Source organism: Spirillospora sp. NPDC046719 (genome assembly GCF_040645715.1).
Lineage (GTDB): Bacteria > Actinomycetota > Actinomycetes > Streptosporangiales > Streptosporangiaceae > Spirillospora.
Genome location: NZ_JBEYYT010000024.1, coordinates 1 through 15,685, shown reverse-complemented (window position 1 = coordinate 15,685; position 15,685 = coordinate 1). Strand labels below are relative to the sequence as shown.

General features: G+C 69.7%; 16 protein-coding genes. 13 read left to right on the top strand and 3 right to left on the bottom strand.

Features of this window, described 5'->3' with window-relative positions:
• The first annotated feature begins 169 nt into the window (after positions 1–169).
• From ABZ914_RS06910 to ABZ914_RS06895, 4 genes are all read left to right on the top strand, one after another.
• Positions 170–1,540, top strand: coding sequence for a carboxypeptidase regulatory-like domain-containing protein (locus ABZ914_RS06910; protein WP_500192138.1), 1,371 nt, complete (start codon positions 170–172; stop codon positions 1,538–1,540).
• Between the two features lie 133 nt (positions 1,541–1,673).
• A complete protein-coding gene (locus tag ABZ914_RS06905; protein ID WP_500192137.1) occupies positions 1,674–2,546 on the top strand; it encodes an aldo/keto reductase in 873 nt (290 codons plus the stop codon).
• A 144-nt stretch (positions 2,547–2,690) separates the two neighbouring features.
• A complete protein-coding gene (locus ABZ914_RS06900) occupies positions 2,691–3,419 on the top strand; it encodes a nitroreductase family protein (RefSeq protein WP_500192135.1) in 729 nt (242 codons plus the stop codon).
• 32 nt (positions 3,420–3,451) lie between these two features.
• The gene (locus tag ABZ914_RS06895; RefSeq protein WP_500192134.1) at positions 3,452–3,865 is read left to right on the top strand and encodes a universal stress protein; all 414 of its coding nucleotides are present in this window, start codon (positions 3,452–3,454) and stop codon (positions 3,863–3,865) included.
• 175 nt (positions 3,866–4,040) lie between these two features.
• On the opposite strand, the gene ABZ914_RS06890 is transcribed toward ABZ914_RS06895, so the two are convergent.
• Positions 4,041–4,778 (bottom strand): helix-turn-helix domain-containing protein, encoded by a 738-nt coding sequence (locus tag ABZ914_RS06890; RefSeq protein WP_500192133.1) that lies wholly within the window; start codon positions 4,776–4,778, stop codon positions 4,041–4,043.
• Between the two features lie 120 nt (positions 4,779–4,898).
• Between ABZ914_RS06890 and ABZ914_RS06885 the strand changes: the two genes are divergently transcribed.
• Positions 4,899–5,399: an acetate--CoA ligase family protein gene (locus ABZ914_RS06885; RefSeq protein WP_500192132.1), complete on the top strand. Its 501-nt coding sequence runs from the start codon at positions 4,899–4,901 to the stop codon at positions 5,397–5,399.
• 56 nt (positions 5,400–5,455) lie between these two features.
• Here ABZ914_RS06885 and ABZ914_RS06880 read toward each other — a convergent pair whose 3' ends face one another.
• Positions 5,456–6,352: a LysR substrate-binding domain-containing protein gene (locus ABZ914_RS06880; protein WP_500192131.1), complete on the bottom strand. Its 897-nt coding sequence runs from the start codon at positions 6,350–6,352 to the stop codon at positions 5,456–5,458.
• Between the two features lie 83 nt (positions 6,353–6,435).
• Between ABZ914_RS06880 and ABZ914_RS06875 the strand changes: the two genes are divergently transcribed.
• The 4 genes from ABZ914_RS06875 to ABZ914_RS06860 are packed head-to-tail and all read left to right on the top strand — an operon-like array spanning position 6,436 to position 10,849.
• Positions 6,436–7,605 (top strand): acyl-CoA dehydrogenase family protein, encoded by a 1,170-nt coding sequence (locus ABZ914_RS06875; RefSeq protein WP_500192130.1) that lies wholly within the window; start codon positions 6,436–6,438, stop codon positions 7,603–7,605.
• 55 nt (positions 7,606–7,660) lie between these two features.
• Complete coding sequence (gene fabG, locus ABZ914_RS06870; RefSeq protein WP_500192129.1) at positions 7,661–8,401, top strand: 3-oxoacyl-ACP reductase FabG; 741 nt, start codon at positions 7,661–7,663, stop codon at positions 8,399–8,401.
• Between the two features lie 40 nt (positions 8,402–8,441).
• Positions 8,442–9,656 (top strand): acetyl-CoA C-acetyltransferase, encoded by a 1,215-nt coding sequence (locus ABZ914_RS06865; RefSeq protein WP_500192128.1) that lies wholly within the window; start codon positions 8,442–8,444, stop codon positions 9,654–9,656.
• A complete protein-coding gene (locus ABZ914_RS06860; RefSeq protein ID WP_500192127.1) occupies positions 9,653–10,849 on the top strand; it encodes an acyl-CoA dehydrogenase family protein in 1,197 nt (398 codons plus the stop codon). Before ABZ914_RS06865 ends, ABZ914_RS06860 begins: the two co-directional genes overlap by 4 nt.
• 56 nt (positions 10,850–10,905) lie before the next feature.
• Here the strand turns inward: ABZ914_RS06860 and ABZ914_RS06855 are convergent, their stop codons facing one another.
• On the bottom strand, positions 10,906–11,718 hold the full coding sequence (locus ABZ914_RS06855) for a mycofactocin-coupled SDR family oxidoreductase (protein WP_500192126.1): 813 nt from the start codon (positions 11,716–11,718) through the stop codon (positions 10,906–10,908).
• 122 nt (positions 11,719–11,840) lie between these two features.
• On the opposite strand from ABZ914_RS06855, the gene ABZ914_RS06850 reads away from it, so the two are divergent.
• The 4 genes from ABZ914_RS06850 to ABZ914_RS06835 all read left to right on the top strand — a co-directional run bounded on the left by ABZ914_RS06850 (position 11,841) and on the right by ABZ914_RS06835 (position 15,648).
• Positions 11,841–12,650, top strand: a complete 810-nt coding sequence (locus ABZ914_RS06850) for an enoyl-CoA hydratase (RefSeq protein WP_500192125.1) — start codon at positions 11,841–11,843, stop codon at positions 12,648–12,650.
• A complete protein-coding gene (locus ABZ914_RS06845) occupies positions 12,647–14,224 on the top strand; it encodes a class I adenylate-forming enzyme family protein (RefSeq protein ID WP_500192124.1) in 1,578 nt (525 codons plus the stop codon). The genes ABZ914_RS06850 and ABZ914_RS06845 overlap by 4 nt, the downstream gene beginning before the upstream one ends.
• A gap of 57 nt (positions 14,225–14,281) precedes the next feature.
• Complete coding sequence (locus tag ABZ914_RS06840; protein WP_500192123.1) at positions 14,282–14,734, top strand: MaoC family dehydratase; 453 nt, start codon at positions 14,282–14,284, stop codon at positions 14,732–14,734.
• 74 nt (positions 14,735–14,808) lie between these two features.
• Positions 14,809–15,648: a FadR/GntR family transcriptional regulator gene (locus tag ABZ914_RS06835; protein WP_500192122.1), complete on the top strand. Its 840-nt coding sequence runs from the start codon at positions 14,809–14,811 to the stop codon at positions 15,646–15,648.
• Positions 15,649–15,685 lie beyond the last annotated feature (37 nt).

Sequence of the window (15,685 nt, the reverse complement as noted above, 5' to 3'; positions counted from 1 at the left end):
GCGGCCTGCCTCGGAGCCCGCCTCACCCGGCCCATGCGCGCGGTCCACGGCCGGCCGCGACGGCCGGCCGTGACGGTCGGGAGCTCCGGATCAGCGACGGGCCCGGCGTGCCATGTCCGTATCCGCCACCTCCCGTGTTGAGGGGTGCCGTCCAGAGAGGTCGCCACGCGTGAGCGATGAGCAAACCGCCGAACCCGACGAGAAGCCGCGACTGGTACGCACACTGGCGGGAAGCCTGTGGTTCCCTCTGCTGTTCTTCTTCGGCTTCCTGTTCTGCTACATGCTGCCGTTCCATTCGCCCTCACCCCACGACGTCAAGGTCGCGGTGTCCGGACCGGTGGCCGCGGCGCAACTGAGCGCTGGACTCGACCAGCAGGCGCCGGGCTCCTTCGACATCATCCCGGTCAAGGACTCGGCCGCAGCCAAGCACAAGGTCACCAGCCGCGACGCCGTCGCGGCCTACAGCGTCGAAGGCCAGAAGGCCACGCTGTACCTCGCCAAAGCCGATGGCACCTACCTCGAACAGGCCGCCACCACCACGTTCACCGGCATCGCCAAGCAGGGCGGCCAGAAACTCACCACCGTCGAGGTGGCACCCACCGCCAAGGGCGACGTCACCGGAACCGGCCTGTTCTACCTGGCGATGGTCTGGAACATCGTCCCCTACATATCGGTGATGATGATGCTGCGCGCGGTCACGCTGAGCCGGCGCGTCAAGCTCCTGACCTTGGCGGGAATCGGCGCCTTCACCAGCGTCGTGGGATACCTGGTCGGCCTGTCCATGGACGTCGTCCCGAACCAGCCGCTCGCCATCCTGTACGCGTTCCTCATCACGCAAGCGGTGGCATGGACGACGTACGGGCTGGTCCCGTTCGTCCGCCAGTTCATCCCCGGCGTCGCCATCGGCCTGTTCGTGCTGCTGTCGATTCCGTCCAGCGGCGGCGCCATCCCCTACCAGCTCGTCCCGGGCTTCTTCCGCGCGCTGCACCCGGTCATGCCCCTGGGCAACCTGATCGACGCTCTGCACGGCATCTTCTACTTCGACCGGCAGGGACTCCTGCGACCCACCTTGGTGCTGTGCGCCTGGCTCGCCGCGGGAGCCGTCCTGATCGGGATCGGCGCACTCCTCGAACGGCGCAAGGCCGACCAGGCCCAGGCCGACGCCGATGTGCTTGTCGAGGAGCCCGTCGAAGACCCCTCTTTCGAAGCCCCCAGGCCCCACTCCGTCGACCCCGGTCAGCACGACGGCTTCGGGAAGCAGCCCCCGATGCTGGTCGGTACCGTCCGGACCGCCGAGGGCGCTCCCATCCCGCACGTCGGCGTCACGATCCTGGCTTCGAACGGCCACCAGCTACTGCGCACGGTCACCGACCAGGAGGGGCGCTACGCCGCTACCGGACTGCCGCAAGACTTCGTCACCGTCCTGCTGCTCACCGCGGGCCGCACTCCCGCGGTCGCACGCCTGCTGGTCGCCGGCGGCCGCACCTTCCGCCAGGACTTCGTCCTGGACGCCCCTGTCCACCAGCCCCTCCACGCCTGACGTGCCAGGATTCATCTGGGCCCGGTGCGTCCGGGTTCCGTGTGAGACGTCCGATATCGGGGGTAGGGCACACGATCACCTGTTGCGCGCGACCGTGTGCCGCCTCATCTGACCGATAGAGAGGAACGCTTCCATGAGCACGCTCTCCAGTGACCGCCCCGCCGAAGCGTCGGGCACGTTCGCGATCGGCGGCGACCTGCCGGTCGTCCGCCTGGGTTACGGCGCGATGCAGCTGACCGGACCGGGTGTGTGGGGAGATCCCAAGGACCCCGATGAAGCGGTGCGAGTCCTGCGCCGCGCCGTCGACCTCGGCGTCACCTTCATCGACACCGCCGACTCCTACGGTCCTTTCGTGAGCGAGCAGCTGATCCGCAAGGCGCTGCACCCCTACCGCGACGACCTGGTCATCGCCACGAAGGCGGGTCTGAGCCGCTCCGGCCCCGGCGACTGGCGCCCGCTGGGGCGGCCGGAGTACCTGCGCCAGCAGCTGGAACTGAGCTTGCGTCACCTGGGTCTGGAGAGGATCGATCTCTACCAGCTGCACCGGATCGACGCCAAGGTCCCCCTCGCCGACCAGCTGGGCGAACTCGTCGAGCTGCAGAAGGAAGGCAAGATCCGGCACATCGGGCTGTCTGAGGTGACCGTAGAACAGTTGAAGGAAGCGCGCGGCATCGCCGAGATCGTCTCCGTCCAGAACCTGTACAACCTCGTCAATCGCAAGGCCGAGGACGTCCTGGACTACGCCGAGGCCGAGGACATCGCGTTCATTCCGTGGTTCCCGATCGCGACCGGGGAACTCGCGCGCCCCGGGGGTCCGCTGGAGTCGGCCGCGCGAGAGCACGGTGCCACTCCGTCGCAGCTCGCCCTCGCGTGGTTGCTGCGGCGTTCCCCGGTCATGCTGCCCATCCCCGGCACGTCCCGCGTCGCGCATCTGGAAGAGAACGTGCAGGCGGCGACGGTCACGCTGACCGACGAAGAGTACGAGGCCCTCACCAAGGCCGTGTGATCCCTGGCGGCCGCCTACCGGACTGCCTGAAACGGCCTGACCGCGGCAGAGGGGGAGGCGCGGACTACCCTGCCGGGAGGAACGAGTGATGCGAGCTCGCCGGCCCGTAGCGGATACCGTGGCGAGCGCCGTCGAGGTGGGTACATGAGCAGTGATCTGTCAGACCAGCCGCTCGCGGACGACACCGTAGGGCTGCTCGAAGGCCTGACCAGCACCCGAGCCATACGGCGCTACCTCGATGAGCCGGTTCCTCCGCAGGTGCTGCGGGACATTCTGTTCGCTGCGACGCGGGCGCCGAGCGGGTCCAACCGGCAGCCGTTCCGGTTCCTCGTGCTCGTCGACGGGCCGCGTGCCCGCGAGGCGCGGCGGCTCATCGGCGAGAGCGCACGGCGGATCTGGGCGGCGAAGGAACAGCAGGACGGGTACGGCAAGGGCAGCGGCACGTACGCCGGTTCCCCGAAGAGCCGGATGGCCCGCGTGATGCGCGAGTACGTCGAGGGGTTCGAGTCGGTGCCCGTCGTGGTCCTTCCTTGCCTGGTCCGCTACCGCGCGCCGCATCCGACCGAGGGAGGCTCGGTCTATCCCGCCTGCCAGAACCTGCTCCTGGCAGCCAGGGCGCTCGGTTACGGAGGCGTCATGACCGGCTTCCACCGACCGGTCGAGCCCGAACTGAGGGAACTCCTGGGAATCCCCGAAGAGACGTTGATCGCGGCGACGATCTCGCTGGGCCGTCCGGCCGGCGCGCACGGCCCCGTCCGGCGGCGGCCCCTGCGGGAACTGGTCTTCGCCGACCGGTGGGGCGAGTCTCCCGACTGGGCGTTGGATCCTCCGGGCGCCCGGCACACCGCCGCCGGCCCCCGGCGTCCGCAGTGACTCCGTCCGAAGCGTGCAAGGTCGGGCCGCGGGTGATCGTGGCGGGCGTCGACGGGTCCGAAACCTCGCTGAGGGCCCGCGCCTATGCCTGGGGGCTGGCCCGGCGCAACGGATCCAGGCTCGTGATGGTCTACGTCAAGCCGCTGGTCTCGCTGTCGAGCATCACGACCGGTGGTGCTGCGCTCATGCGCCAGACGAGCGAGGAGATCGCACGAGAATTGCGCACCCAGGTCGAAGACGCGCTCAAGCAGGGCGCTCCACCGATCGCGTGGGAACTCGCGACCGAGGAGGGCGACGCCGCGACCGGCCTGGCCTGCGCGGCGGATGCGGTCCGCGCGGACGCGGTGGTCGTGGGCGCGTCCGCACAGGCCGGACACCGGCTGGTCGGCTCGGTCGCCGTGAAGCTCGTACGCATGGGGCGCTGGCCCGTGACGGTCGTCCCCTGAGGTCCTCGTCATACCCCCGCCGGCCCGGGCTCTCAGAAGGCGGCTTCCACCCGGCCACTGCCGTGCGCGATCCAGATTCAGGCGGGTTTCGCCGTAGGGGCGTACATGCGACCAGGATGCGGGGTGGAAGCGTGCCAGCCGGGCGGGGTGAACAGGCCGGCTTAGCCGGGTGTGTTCAGTGGGTGTCGCGGGATTGGATGTCATCGAAGACTGGGGCCCGGGCACCCCGAGTCGGCGCGATCAGCAGGCCGGTCATGGGTCGGTCGACGTAGAAGGTCAGTGAGGTAAGCGCCTGGCTGCGGCACTCGGCGCTCTGGTAGGTCGCCAGCGTATGGATGCCGAGGTCGAGCACAAGCTGAAATCGCATGGTGAGGACGGCGCGGTCGAGATCGGGAGAGCGCCGTCGGCAGCCATCGCCCGGCCAGGGAATGTATGACCGGACGGGGACGGCATCCGGCCGCATGACCATGTCGACCAGCGCGTGCACGTCATGGCCGCGCTCGACCGAGTCTGCGGCGCGTACGAGTTCCAGCCGGCGGGTGTGGTCACGCCCGCCCGCTGCCCCACGATCGCCCGGACGATCCTCCTTACCGCTGAACTGGTAGTTGAACGCGCTCGCATTGCGCTGCCCGGCTGCGCGGTGGATGTCGCGCAGAGGGCCGGCTTGGATACCACGCTCGGCAAACAGTGCCCTGGCGCTCCGGATCAACCGCAGCCGGGTCTCGAGGGCACCGGTATGTCGGAGTCGCCGCCTCGGCCGACGCCGGAAGCAGCCCGCGCCGCTGCGGCCGGCTCTCAGGACTCTGCCGCGGCGGCAGGCCGCGATCAGCTCGTCACCCCTACCCGAAGGGCTCACCGCTCCCATCGTCGGTGCGGTGTCCGCGGCGCGGCGTCGCAAAGTCACCGTGCTCACCGAACGGATCGTCAGTCCTCTCTTGGCCGACTTGGGCGTTCCCTGTCCCCGCATGGCGTGCGCCGAGTCCCCGGACGCGTTGGGCGCCGCGGTGTCCGGTGGCACCCTGCCGGGCCGTGGGTGCTCAAGGTCGATGACCCCAGCCTGCCGCACCGGGCGAAACTCGGACTGGTCAAGCTCGACCTCTCGACCGAAGAGGAGCTCCGCGCCGCCGCCGATGAGATGGCGCGCGTCTGCCGAACGCTCGACGACCCTCCGAGCGCCCCCGCCTTCGTCGTGCAGCATCAGGAGCACGGGGTGGCGGAGTTCAGTGTGGGAGCGGTCAGGGATCCGGTGTTCGGGCCCATGATCGTGGTGGGGCCCGGCGGAGGCGCCGTGGAGGGGAACGGTGAGCGTGCCGCCTCGCCGGTCCCTCTGACCCCGCGGGGCATCGCGGATCTGCACCAGGCCGCCGAGCGCAACGCCGGAGTCCCGGTGGAGCCCGCCGCCTTCGCCGCGATCGTCGAGGGGGTCGCCGCAGTCCTGCGGACCGGGGAGGTCGCCGAGCTGGATCTCAATCCAGTGATGGTGGTCGGCGGGGGCGGCCTCGTCGCCGTCGACAGCCTGCTCGTGATCGCTTGAGTCCAGGAGGGGATCGGCAGGCCCTGCGGAAGCTCCGAACCGGCCTCCCGCTCGAATCACGCCACGGTGGGGAGCACCTCTTCGGAGATCTCGAGCACGTTCGTCAGGGCCGGGTCCCGGTCACTGGTACGCCATAGGAGGTAGCCGTAGATGGGAGGGATCTCTTCGGCGAGCGGAACGATCTCCACTCCTTCCAGCGTCATCTGCGCGATCGCCGAGTCGGTGGTGAAGTGCAGCCCGACTCCGGCCGCGACGAGGGCGACGCACGTCCATGAGTCGGGCGCGCTCTGCACGATGTCGGGGACGAAGCCCGCCGCGTGGCAGCCGTTGACGAACATCGCGCGCACCGCGGAGCCGACGGTTTCGGGCAGCGTGATGAACGGTTCGCCGCGCAGGTCGGCGAAGGACACCGACCCCGCCCGCGCGACGGGGTGACTCGATGGGACGGCGAGGACGCCGCGTTCGCGGGCCACGACCCGGCTGTCGACCCCCGCAGGTGCGTGCTCGAAGCGGGCGATGGCCAGGTCGGTGGTGTGTTCCACCAGTTCGCGGACGACGATCGGCCCATAGCGGCCGGGACGGAATGCGAGATCGATGCGTTCGTGGCGCTCGCGCACCGTGCGGGCGAGTTTGCCGACCATGGCCTGGGAGGCCGGTCCCGCGAAGCTGAACCGTACGCGGCCGGCGTCGCCGCGGTGAGCCGCTTCGACGTCCGCGCGGGTCCGTTCCTCCATTCGCAGGAGCGCTGTCGCCGGCTCGATCAGGGCCTGGCCGGCCGGAGTGAGCGAGACCCGTCGCGTCGTGCGTTCGAACAGAGGGGTGCCCAGGTCCGTCTCCAGAGCGCGGATCGTGCGGCTGAGGTAGGGCTGGGCGAGGTGCAGGCGCTCGGCGGCGCGGCCGAAGTGCAGTTCCTCGGCGACCGCTTGGAACACCTTGAGCTGGGTGAAGTCCACCGCCGGATTATATCTCCTAATGAAATAACCAAGCGACTATTGGTATTGGACACGCATCAGAGAGGGTTCGACAATCGGTGGTCATGAGCGAGAAGGTCGGCGACGAGGACTTCGCGGAGATCCTGGCCCAGGTGCGGCGGTTCGTGCGTGACGACGTGGTGCCGCGGGAGAACGAGATCATGGCCGCCGATCGGATCCCCGATGATCTGCGTGCCGCGGCGGCGGACATGGGGTTGTTCGGTTACGCCATCCCGCAGGAGTGGGGCGGGCTCGGGCTGAACCTGCGCCAGGACGTAGAGCTGGCGATGGAGTTCGGGTACACCACCCTGGCGTTGCGGTCGATGTTCGGCACCAACAATGGGATCGCGGGGCAGGTGCTGGTCGGCTTCGGCACCGATGAGCAGAAGAAGCAATGGCTGGAAGGCATCGCCTCCGGTGAGGTCGTCGCGTCGTTCGCGCTCACCGAGCCCGGTGCCGGGTCCAATCCCGCCGGGTTGCGTACCCGTGCTCGCCGCGACGGCGAGGACTGGGTCATCGACGGGCAGAAGCGCTTCATTACCAACGCTCCGCTCGCCGATCTGTTCGTGGTGTTCGCGCGGACCCGTGAGCCGGGACCGGACGGGCCCGGCATCGCGGTGTTCCTGGTGCCCGCCGACGCGCCCGGCGTCGGCATCGGGCCCAAGGACGCCAAGATGGGCCAGGAGGGTGCCTGGACCTCCGATGTCACGTTCGACTCGGTGCGCGTCCCCGGATCGGCGCTGGTCGGTGGTGCGGAGGAGGTCGGGTACCGGGCGGCGATGACCTCGCTGGCTCGCGGGCGCGTCCACATCGCCGCGCTGGCGGTGGGTTGCGCGCAGCGTGCGCTGGACGAGTCGGTCTCCTATGCCGAGGCCAACACCCAGGGCGGCGTTCCGATCGGTGATCATCAGTTGGTGCAGGCGATGCTCGCCGACCAGTACACCGGCGTCGCCGCCGGCCGCGCTCTGGTCCGGGACGCCGCGGCGGCCTACGACTCGGGAGCGGACCGGCGTGTGGCGCCGTCGGCGGCCAAGCTGTACTGCACCGAGATGGCGGGTCATGTCGCCGACCTGGCGGTGCAGGTGCACGGCGGCACCGGCTACATGCGTGAGGTCCCGGTCGAGCGGATCTACCGCGACGTCCGCCTGCTGCGGCTGTACGAGGGCACCAGCGAGATCCAACGCCTGATCATCGGCGGCTCCCTGGTCCGCGAGCGGCGGAAGGCGCGGTCCTGACCGTTCGAAGCCGCGGCAAGGACCGCTCCGAGGTAATCGATTAAGGAGAACGACGATGGCTTTGTTGGATGGCCGTACCGCAGTGGTCACCGGCGGCGCGCAGGGAATCGGGTTCGCGATCGCCGAGTGCTTCGTCGCTCAGGGCGCCCGGGTGGTCCTGGGCGACCTGGACCTCACCGCGACGCAGGACGCCGTGAAACGGCTCGGCGGCGCCGGCGTAGCGGAGGCGGTCCGGTGCGACGTGACCGTCGCGGACGACATGGACGCGCTCCTGGCCCGTGCGGTGGACGCTTTCGGTTCGCTCGACGTGGTGGTCAACAACGCCGGCATCACGCGTGACGCCACGATGCGCACGATGTCCGAGGACGAGTTCGACCAGGTGATCAACGTGCATCTGAAGGGGACGTGGAACGGCACCCGCAAGGCGGCGGCCATCATGCGCGAGCGCAAGTCGGGTGCGATCGTCAACATCTCGTCCCTGTCCGGCAAGGTCGGCATGGTGGGGCAGACGAATTACTCGGCCGCCAAGGCCGGGATCGTCGGTTTGACGAAGGCGGCTGCCAAGGAGATGGCCCACCATGGCGTCCGTGTCAACGCCGTCCAGCCGGGACTGATCCGCTCGGCGATGACCGAGGCCATGCCCGCCAAGGCGTGGGACCAGAAGATGAGCGAGATCCCGATGCGCCGCGCGGGGGAGGTGGCCGAGGTCGCCAACGTCGTGCTGTTCCTGGCCAGCGACCTGTCTTCGTACATGACAGGGACGGTGCTCGAAGTGACCGGCGGGCGGTTCATGTGAGCGCGGGCATCGGAAAGTACGAGCCGGAAGGTGGCGTGTCATGCGTGAGGTCGTGATCTGCGAACCGGTCCGCACCCCGATCGGCCGATACGGCGGCGCGCTGAAGACGCTCAGCGCCGCCGAACTCGGCGAGGTCGCTCTGCGGGGCCTGCTGGAGCGGACTGGGCTCCCTTCGGACGTCGTCGAGGACGTCATCGTCGGGAACTGCTACCCCACCAGCGAAGCACCCGCGATCGGGCGGGTCGTCGCGCTGAACGCGGGGCTGCCGGTGACGGTGCCCGGCATGCAGGTCGACCGCCGCTGCGGCTCCGGCCTGCAGTCGGTGATCCAGGCCGCGATGCAGGTGAGCGCCGGCGTCAACGAACTCGTCGTCGCCGGTGGCGCCGAGAGCATGAGCAACGTGCCGTTCTACTCGACCGAGATGCGCTGGGGCGTCAAGGGTGGAGGGGTGACCCTGCACGACGGCCTCGCGCGTGGACGCGTCACCGCGGGCGGGCGGGACTACCCGGTTGCGGGCGGCATGCTGGAGACGGCGGAGAACCTGCGCCGCGAGTACGGCATCTCCCGCGCCGAGCAGGACGAACTCGCCCTGGCCTCGCACAGGCGGGCGGTCGCCGCGCAACAGTCCGGCGTGTTCGCCGAGGAGATCGTCCCGGTCACGATACAGACCCGCAAAGGCGAGACGGTCGTCGACACCGACGAGCATCCCCGTGCTGATGCCTCTCTCGAGACGCTGGCCGGGCTGAGGCCGGTGCTGGGCAGGCAGGATCACGAGGCCACCGTGACGGCGGGCAACGCCAGCGGGCAGAACGACGCGGCGGCGATGTGCGTCGTCACCCACCCCGAGCGCGCCGAAGCCCTCGGCCTCCGGCCGCTGGTCCGCCTGGTGTCATGGGCGGTCGCCGGCGTGCCGCCCGCGACAATGGGCATCGGGCCCGTCCCCGCCTCGCAGGCCGCGCTGGACCGCGCCGGGCTCAAGATCTCCGACATCGACCTGATCGAGCTCAACGAGGCCTTCGCCGCCCAGGTGCTCGCCTGCACCCGGGAATGGGGGTTCGGCTCGGCCGACTTCGAACGCCTCAACGTGCACGGCTCCGGCATCTCGCTCGGCCATCCCGTCGGCGCGACCGGCACGCGGATCCTGGCGACGCTCGCCCGGGAGATGCACCGCCGGCAGTCCCGATACGGACTGGAGACGATGTGCATCGGCGGCGGCCAGGGCCTCGCCGCGATCTTCGAACGGGTCGCCCGATGACCCGCCTCGCCCAGACCGCCGGGCTCACCGACGTGCAGCGGGAGATCCTGGCGGCGGTCCGCAACTTCGTGGACAAGGAGATCATTCCGAACGCGCAGGCGCTCGAGCACGCCGACGAGTACCCGGCCGACATCGTCGCCGGCATGAAGGAGATGGGCCTGTTCGGCCTGACCATCCCGGAGGAGTACGGCGGGCTGGGGGAGTCGCTGCTGACCTACGCGCTGGTGGTCGAGCAGATCGCCCGCGGCTGGATGAGCGTCTCCGGGGTGATCAACACCCACTTCATCGTCGCGCACATGATCTCCCGGCACGGCACCCCCGAGCAGAAACAGAGGTACCTGCCGCGGATGGCCACGGGCGAGGTCCGCGGCTCCTTCTCGATGTCCGAGCCGGACCTCGGCTCCGACGTCGCGGCGATCAAGACGCGCGCCCGCCGCGACGGCGACGCCTACGTCGTCGACGGCACGAAGATGTGGCTGACCAATGGCGGCAGCTCCAACCTGATCGCGCTGCTGGCCCGCACCGACGAGGGCGCCGCCAAGCCGCACCAGAACCTGACCGCGTTCCTGATCGAGAAGCCGGAGGGGTTCGGCGAGGTCGCACCGGGCCTGAGGATTCCCGGCAAGATCGACAAGATGGGATACAAGGGCGTCGACACCACCGAGGCCGTCTTCGACGGCTTCCGCATCGACGCCGGCCAGGTCCTCGGCGGCGCGCCCGGCCGGGGCTTCGCGTTCATGATGGACGGTGTCGAGGTCGGCCGGGTCAACGTGGCCGCCCGCGGCTGCGGCGTCGCGCTCCGGTCGTTCGAACTCGCCGCCGAGTACTCACAGCAGCGCAGGACGTTCGGCAAGCCGCTCGCCGAGCATCAGGCCATCGCCTTCAAGCTCGCCGAGATGGCCACCAAGGTCGAGGCGGCCCACCTGATGATGGTCAACGCCGCCCGGCTCAAGGACTCCGGCGAGCGCAACGACGTGCAGGCCGGCATGGCCAAGCTGCTCGCCAGCGAGTACTGCGCCGAGGTCACCCAGGAGGCGTTCCGCATCCACGGCGGCTACGGCTACTCCAAGGAGTACGAGATCGAACGCCTCATGCGCGAAGCACCGTTCCTGCTCATCGGCGAAGGCACCAGCGAGATCCAAAAGATGATCATCAGCCGCGGCCTGCTGAACGAGTACCGGTCGCCCTCCTGAGCCGCGCCGGACGTGGAGCCGTCCCGCCCCGGTCGAGGGACGGCTCCGCGACGGCGTCAGATCTTCGTGGCGCCCATGTCCAAGGTGAGTTGCGTGCCCGTGACGGTCCGGGACAGGTCGGAGGCGAGCCACAGCACGCCGTCGGAGATGTCGCCGGGCTCGGCGAGGGGGAGCTCGGGGAGAGCGGCGGCGAACGACGCCGCGTAGGACGGGTGTTCGCCGAGGACCTTCGCGACGTTCGCGTCCTCGCCCATGGGAGTTCGCACCCCCCACGGGTGCACGGAGTTGACGCGGATCCCGTACTCGCCGAGTTCGATGGCGGCGGCCTTCGTCAGCCCGACGACGCCGTGCTTGGCGGCGCTGTAGTGGCCCTGGCCGGGAAGGGACTTGATGCCCGCGACCGAGCTCACCGTGATGATCGACCCTCCGTTGCCCGCTTCGATCATGAAGGGCACGGCGGCCTTGAGCGTCCGCCACACCCCGGTGAGGTTGATGTCGATGAGCGTCTGCCACTGCTCCTCTCGCATTTCCCAGAACCGCCCCCAGTTGCAGATGCCCGCGTTGGCGACGACGACGTCGAGGCGCCCTCCCAGTTGCTCGACGCCCTCTCGGAGGACGGCCTCGAGCGCCGCGGAGTCCCGTACGTCCGCCTCGCGGACGAGCACGGGCCGTCCTTCCGCCTTTACGAGCCGGGCGGTCTCCTCCAGGTCCGCCGGCGCGGACGCGGGATAGCCATTGTCCTCGGACGTGGGCGCGCATACGTCCACCGCGATGACCGCCGCACCCTCGCGAGCCAGGCGAACGGCGTGACTGCGCCCCTGTCCGCGGGCCGCGCCGGTGACGAACGCGACTCTGCCTTCGAGCAGCATGACTCTCCCATCCGTCCGCGGCCGGCCCTGCCCGGGCCGGGCGGACCCTGATCCTGAAATCGCTAATATAGATGCAATATTAAACCTGTTTAGTCCGATCGGCCCTACCGGCAGGGAGCGTCATGGCCAGTGAACTCGTCCTCTACCGGACCGTCGATAGCGTCGCCGTGATCACGCTCAACCGGCCCGACCGCGCCAATGCCCAGTCGATGGGCCTCCTGGACGAGCTCGATGCGGCCTGGGCCCGCGCGGAGGAGGACGACGGGGTCCGGGTGATCGTGGTCAACGCCAACGGCGAGCACTTCTCGGCCGGTCACGACCTCTCCGGCACGGACGAGGCTCCGGCGAGCCTGGCCGAGCTGTACGGCAACGAGGCGCGCCGCTATCTCGGCTACTCCCTCCGATGGCGCAACGTTCCCAAGCCCTCGATCGCGGCGGTTCAGGGAGCCTGCATCGCCGCCGGACTCATGCTCTGCTGGCCGTGCGACCTCATCCTCGCCGCGGACGACGCGTACTTCTCCGATCCCGTCGTTCACATGGGGATCGGGGGTGTCGAGTACCACGGGCACACGTGGGAGTTCGGGGCCCGCCGAGCCAAGGAACTCCTGTTCACCGGTGCTCGCGTCACGGCGGCCGAAGCGGAGAGGATCGGCATGGTCAACCGGGTCGTTCCGCGAGACCGCTTGGAGCGGGAGACCCTCGCCCTGGCGGCGCAGATCGCGCAGCGGCACCCGTTCGCGCTGCGGCAGGCGAAACGCGCCGTCAACCAGACGCTGGACGTCCAGGGATTCCAGACCGCTCTGCAGGCGGTGTTCGACGTCCACCAGACCGGCCACGGCCAATGGTTCAGCGAACTGGGTTTCCCTTCGATGGCGGGCCTTGCCGACATGAAGAAGGCCAACGCGGAGACGGCGGAGGCCGACCACCGATGAGCGAGCACGGCACATCCGACGGTGCGTCCCGGCGCCAGGGGTTCTCGGCAGAGACCGCGATCGCCCCTATCGAGGCGCCGGGAGGCGGCGGAGACGAGGGCGTCACTTGGACACCGGACGGGGCGCGGTTCGCCGGCCTCGCCCCGCACCTCGCCGCACTGTTCGCCGCGACCGTCGAGCGCACACCGCACGCTGAAGCCATAGTGGATCTCGGGACGGGCCGGCGTCTGGACTACGCGGGCCTAAGGGAGGCATCGGGCGCCGTCGCGGGCGGTCTCGCCGAGATGGGCGTCCGGCCGGGCGATCGGGTGGCGATCCGGCTGCCGAACGGGGCGGACTGGTGCCTGGCCTTCCTGGGAGCCACGCTCGCCGGGGCCGTGCCGGTGCCGGTCAACACTCGGCTTGCCGCCGCCGAGGTGGAGTTCATCGTGCGGGACAGCGGCGCCACCGTGCTCCTGGACGGGGAAGGTGGCCTTCCAGAGGGTGCTTCCCCACGCGAGCCCGACCCCCTTCCCGAGGCGGCCGCCGCCATCTTCTACACCAGCGGGACCACCGGTAGACCCAAAGGCGCCGTGCTGTCACATCGAGCGCTGATCTCTGCGGTCGAACAGTGCCGGCGCACCCTCGGTCTCGGGCCGGTGGAGCCAATGCGCAACCTCGTCGCGGCTCCTCTGTTCCACGTGCTCGCCAGCGGTGTGCAATGGATGCCGGCGCTCGCGGCGGGCGGCACCGCCGTGATCATGCCCGCCTTCGACGTCGGCGCGTGGCTGGACGCGGTGCGCGACGAGTGCATCGACACGCTCAACGGCGTTCCGGCGATGTACTGGCAGGCGCTGCGGCATCCGGGCTTCCGCGACCTCGACGTTTCGCGGATCCGGCGCGTCAGTTACGGAGCGGCCCCCACGCCGCCGGCCCAGGTGCGGGCCCTGCTCGAAGCCTTTCCCTCCGCACGAATGGCGCTCGGCTACGGCCTGACGGAGGCACCGGGCGTCACCTGCCTCGCGCATGAGGACGTCCTCGACCACGCCGACACGGTCGGCGCCGCCGTGCCCGCGACCGAGCTCGCCCTGCTCGGACCGGAGGCCGCGCAGGGCGTGGGACAACTCCTCGTCCGTGGCCCCCAGCTGATGAGCGGATACCTGGGACGGCCTGACGCGACGGCCCAGTCCCTCCGAGACGGATGGCTGCACACCGGAGACCTGGTGAGCGTCGACGACCACGGCAGGGTGAGGATTCTCGATCGCCGTACCGACCTGATCAACCGCGGCGGCGAGAACGTCTACAGCGTCGAGGTCGAACGGGTGCTCGCCGCCCACCCGGCGGTGGAGGAGGTCGCGGTGGTCGGTGTCCCGGACGCGATGATGGGGCAAAAGGTCGGCGCGGTCGCCGTGCTCCGTCCCGGCGAGACGGTGAAGCCGGGCGAGATCATCGGGCTGGCCGGGGAGCGGCTGGCCGACTTCAAGGTGCCGCAGTACATCGTGCTGCAAGAGGACCCGCTTCCGCGCAACGCCGCAGGCAAGGTCGACAAGGCCGCACTGCGCGCCCGGTCCGACTGGGGACCCGCTCTCCGGTAGCGATCAAAGATCGAACGTTCAGCTCGACAAGTCCATCGTCGACCACATGGAGTGATCATGCGCGTGTTCAGGAGCATCGACGACCTTCGCGGCGCCCAGGGGGACGTCCTCGGCACCAGCGACTGGCTGATGATCGACCAGGGGAGGGTCGACGGGTTCGCCGAGGCGACCGGCGATCACCAGTGGATCCATGTCGATCCGGAGCGCGCCGCCTCCGGCCCGTTCGGCGGCACGATCGCCCACGGCTACCTCACGCTCTCCCTGCTGCCGTATTTCGCGTCGCAGAACTACCGCATCGAGGGCGCGCGCATGTCGGTCAACTATGGACTGAACAAGGTGCGGTTCGTCAGCCCGGTCCGCGTCGGCTCGCGCCTGCGCGGGACCACGGAGCTGCTCGAGGTCGCCGACCTGGACACGGGCGCCCAGTTGCGGTTCCGGACCACCATCGAACTGGAAGGCTCCGAGAAGCCCGCCTGCGTGGCGGAGACGCTGAGCCGCCAGTACTTCTGAGCGGTCGCCGGCACCGGCGAAGTCGACTCCCCTAAAAAAGATAACCTATTTAATTCTTCTGATAGCATCGGCTTATGGCAGCCGAAGCTGGGGCGTCCCCCGCGATGCCCGACGGGGAGCAGACGATCGCCGCCGGATCCGGCGGCGGGCCCGCTGGTTCCGGGCGACTCGGCCAGCGTGTCCGCGTGCCCAAGATGGCCGAACTCGTGGCGGCCCAGCTCCGCCGTAAGATCGTCCGGGGCGAGCTGGCCGGGGGTGAGGCGCTTCCGGCCGAGACCACCCTGATGGAGGAGTTCTCGGTCTCGCGGCCGACGCTGCGCGAGGCGTTCCGGGTGCTGGAGTCCGAGGCGCTGATCAGCATCCGGCGCGGCGCCCGAGGGGGCGCCCGGGTCCAGGTGCCGCGGGGAGAGGTGGCGGCCCGGTACGCGGGCCTCGTCCTCGAGCACCGCGGCACGACGCTCCAGGACCTCTACGAAGCGCGTCACCTGATCGAGGCTCCGTGCGCCGGGCTGCTCGCCCGGTGCGCGACCGACGACGACATCGCCCGGCTCAACGACGCCGTCCGCGAGGCCGAGCGCCTCATCGACGATCCGCCGGCCTTCATCCGCGCCCACATGCAGTTCCACGCCCTGGTGGTCGATCTTTCCGGAAACGAGACCATGCGGGTGCTCAACGGAATGGTGCGGCACATCATCGATCAGGCGAACTGGTCGCACGTGGATCTCGACGCCGGGAGCCCGGAGAACATCGTGGCCAACAGGAAGGGCTTCCGCGCGCACGTCCGGCTGGTGGAACTCGTTTCGGAGCGGCGGCCGGTGGACGCCGAGGAGCTGTGGCGCTTCCACCTCCAAGAGGCGGGCAGATACCTGCTCAACAACAAGTCGATGACCACGGTGCTCGACCTGCTGGGCTGAGCGACACGACCACGGCGCCGGGGCCCGTCGGCCCCGG

What these genes read in the sequence shown, in the direction of transcription:
- ABZ914_RS06905 (WP_500192137.1), top strand. Translation starts at nt 1,674, where the DNA reads ATGAGCACGCTCTCCAGTGACCGCCCCGCCGAAGCGTCGGGCACGTTC.
- ABZ914_RS06860 (WP_500192127.1), top strand. Translation starts at nt 9,653, where the DNA reads ATGACCCGCCTCGCCCAGACCGCCGGGCTCACCGACGTGCAGCGGGAG.
- ABZ914_RS06850 (WP_500192125.1), top strand. Translation starts at nt 11,841, where the DNA reads ATGGCCAGTGAACTCGTCCTCTACCGGACCGTCGATAGCGTCGCCGTG.
- ABZ914_RS06845 (WP_500192124.1), top strand. Translation starts at nt 12,647, where the DNA reads ATGAGCGAGCACGGCACATCCGACGGTGCGTCCCGGCGCCAGGGGTTC.
- ABZ914_RS06865 (WP_500192128.1), top strand. Translation starts at nt 8,442, where the DNA reads ATGCGTGAGGTCGTGATCTGCGAACCGGTCCGCACCCCGATCGGCCGA.
- ABZ914_RS06855 (WP_500192126.1), bottom strand. Translation starts at nt 11,718, where the DNA reads ATGCTGCTCGAAGGCAGAGTCGCGTTCGTCACCGGCGCGGCCCGCGGA.
- fabG (WP_500192129.1), top strand. Translation starts at nt 7,661, where the DNA reads ATGGCTTTGTTGGATGGCCGTACCGCAGTGGTCACCGGCGGCGCGCAG.
- ABZ914_RS06875 (WP_500192130.1), top strand. Translation starts at nt 6,436, where the DNA reads ATGAGCGAGAAGGTCGGCGACGAGGACTTCGCGGAGATCCTGGCCCAG.
- ABZ914_RS06840 (WP_500192123.1), top strand. Translation starts at nt 14,282, where the DNA reads ATGCGCGTGTTCAGGAGCATCGACGACCTTCGCGGCGCCCAGGGGGAC.
- ABZ914_RS06835 (WP_500192122.1), top strand. Translation starts at nt 14,809, where the DNA reads ATGGCAGCCGAAGCTGGGGCGTCCCCCGCGATGCCCGACGGGGAGCAG.
- ABZ914_RS06900 (WP_500192135.1), top strand. Translation starts at nt 2,691, where the DNA reads ATGAGCAGTGATCTGTCAGACCAGCCGCTCGCGGACGACACCGTAGGG.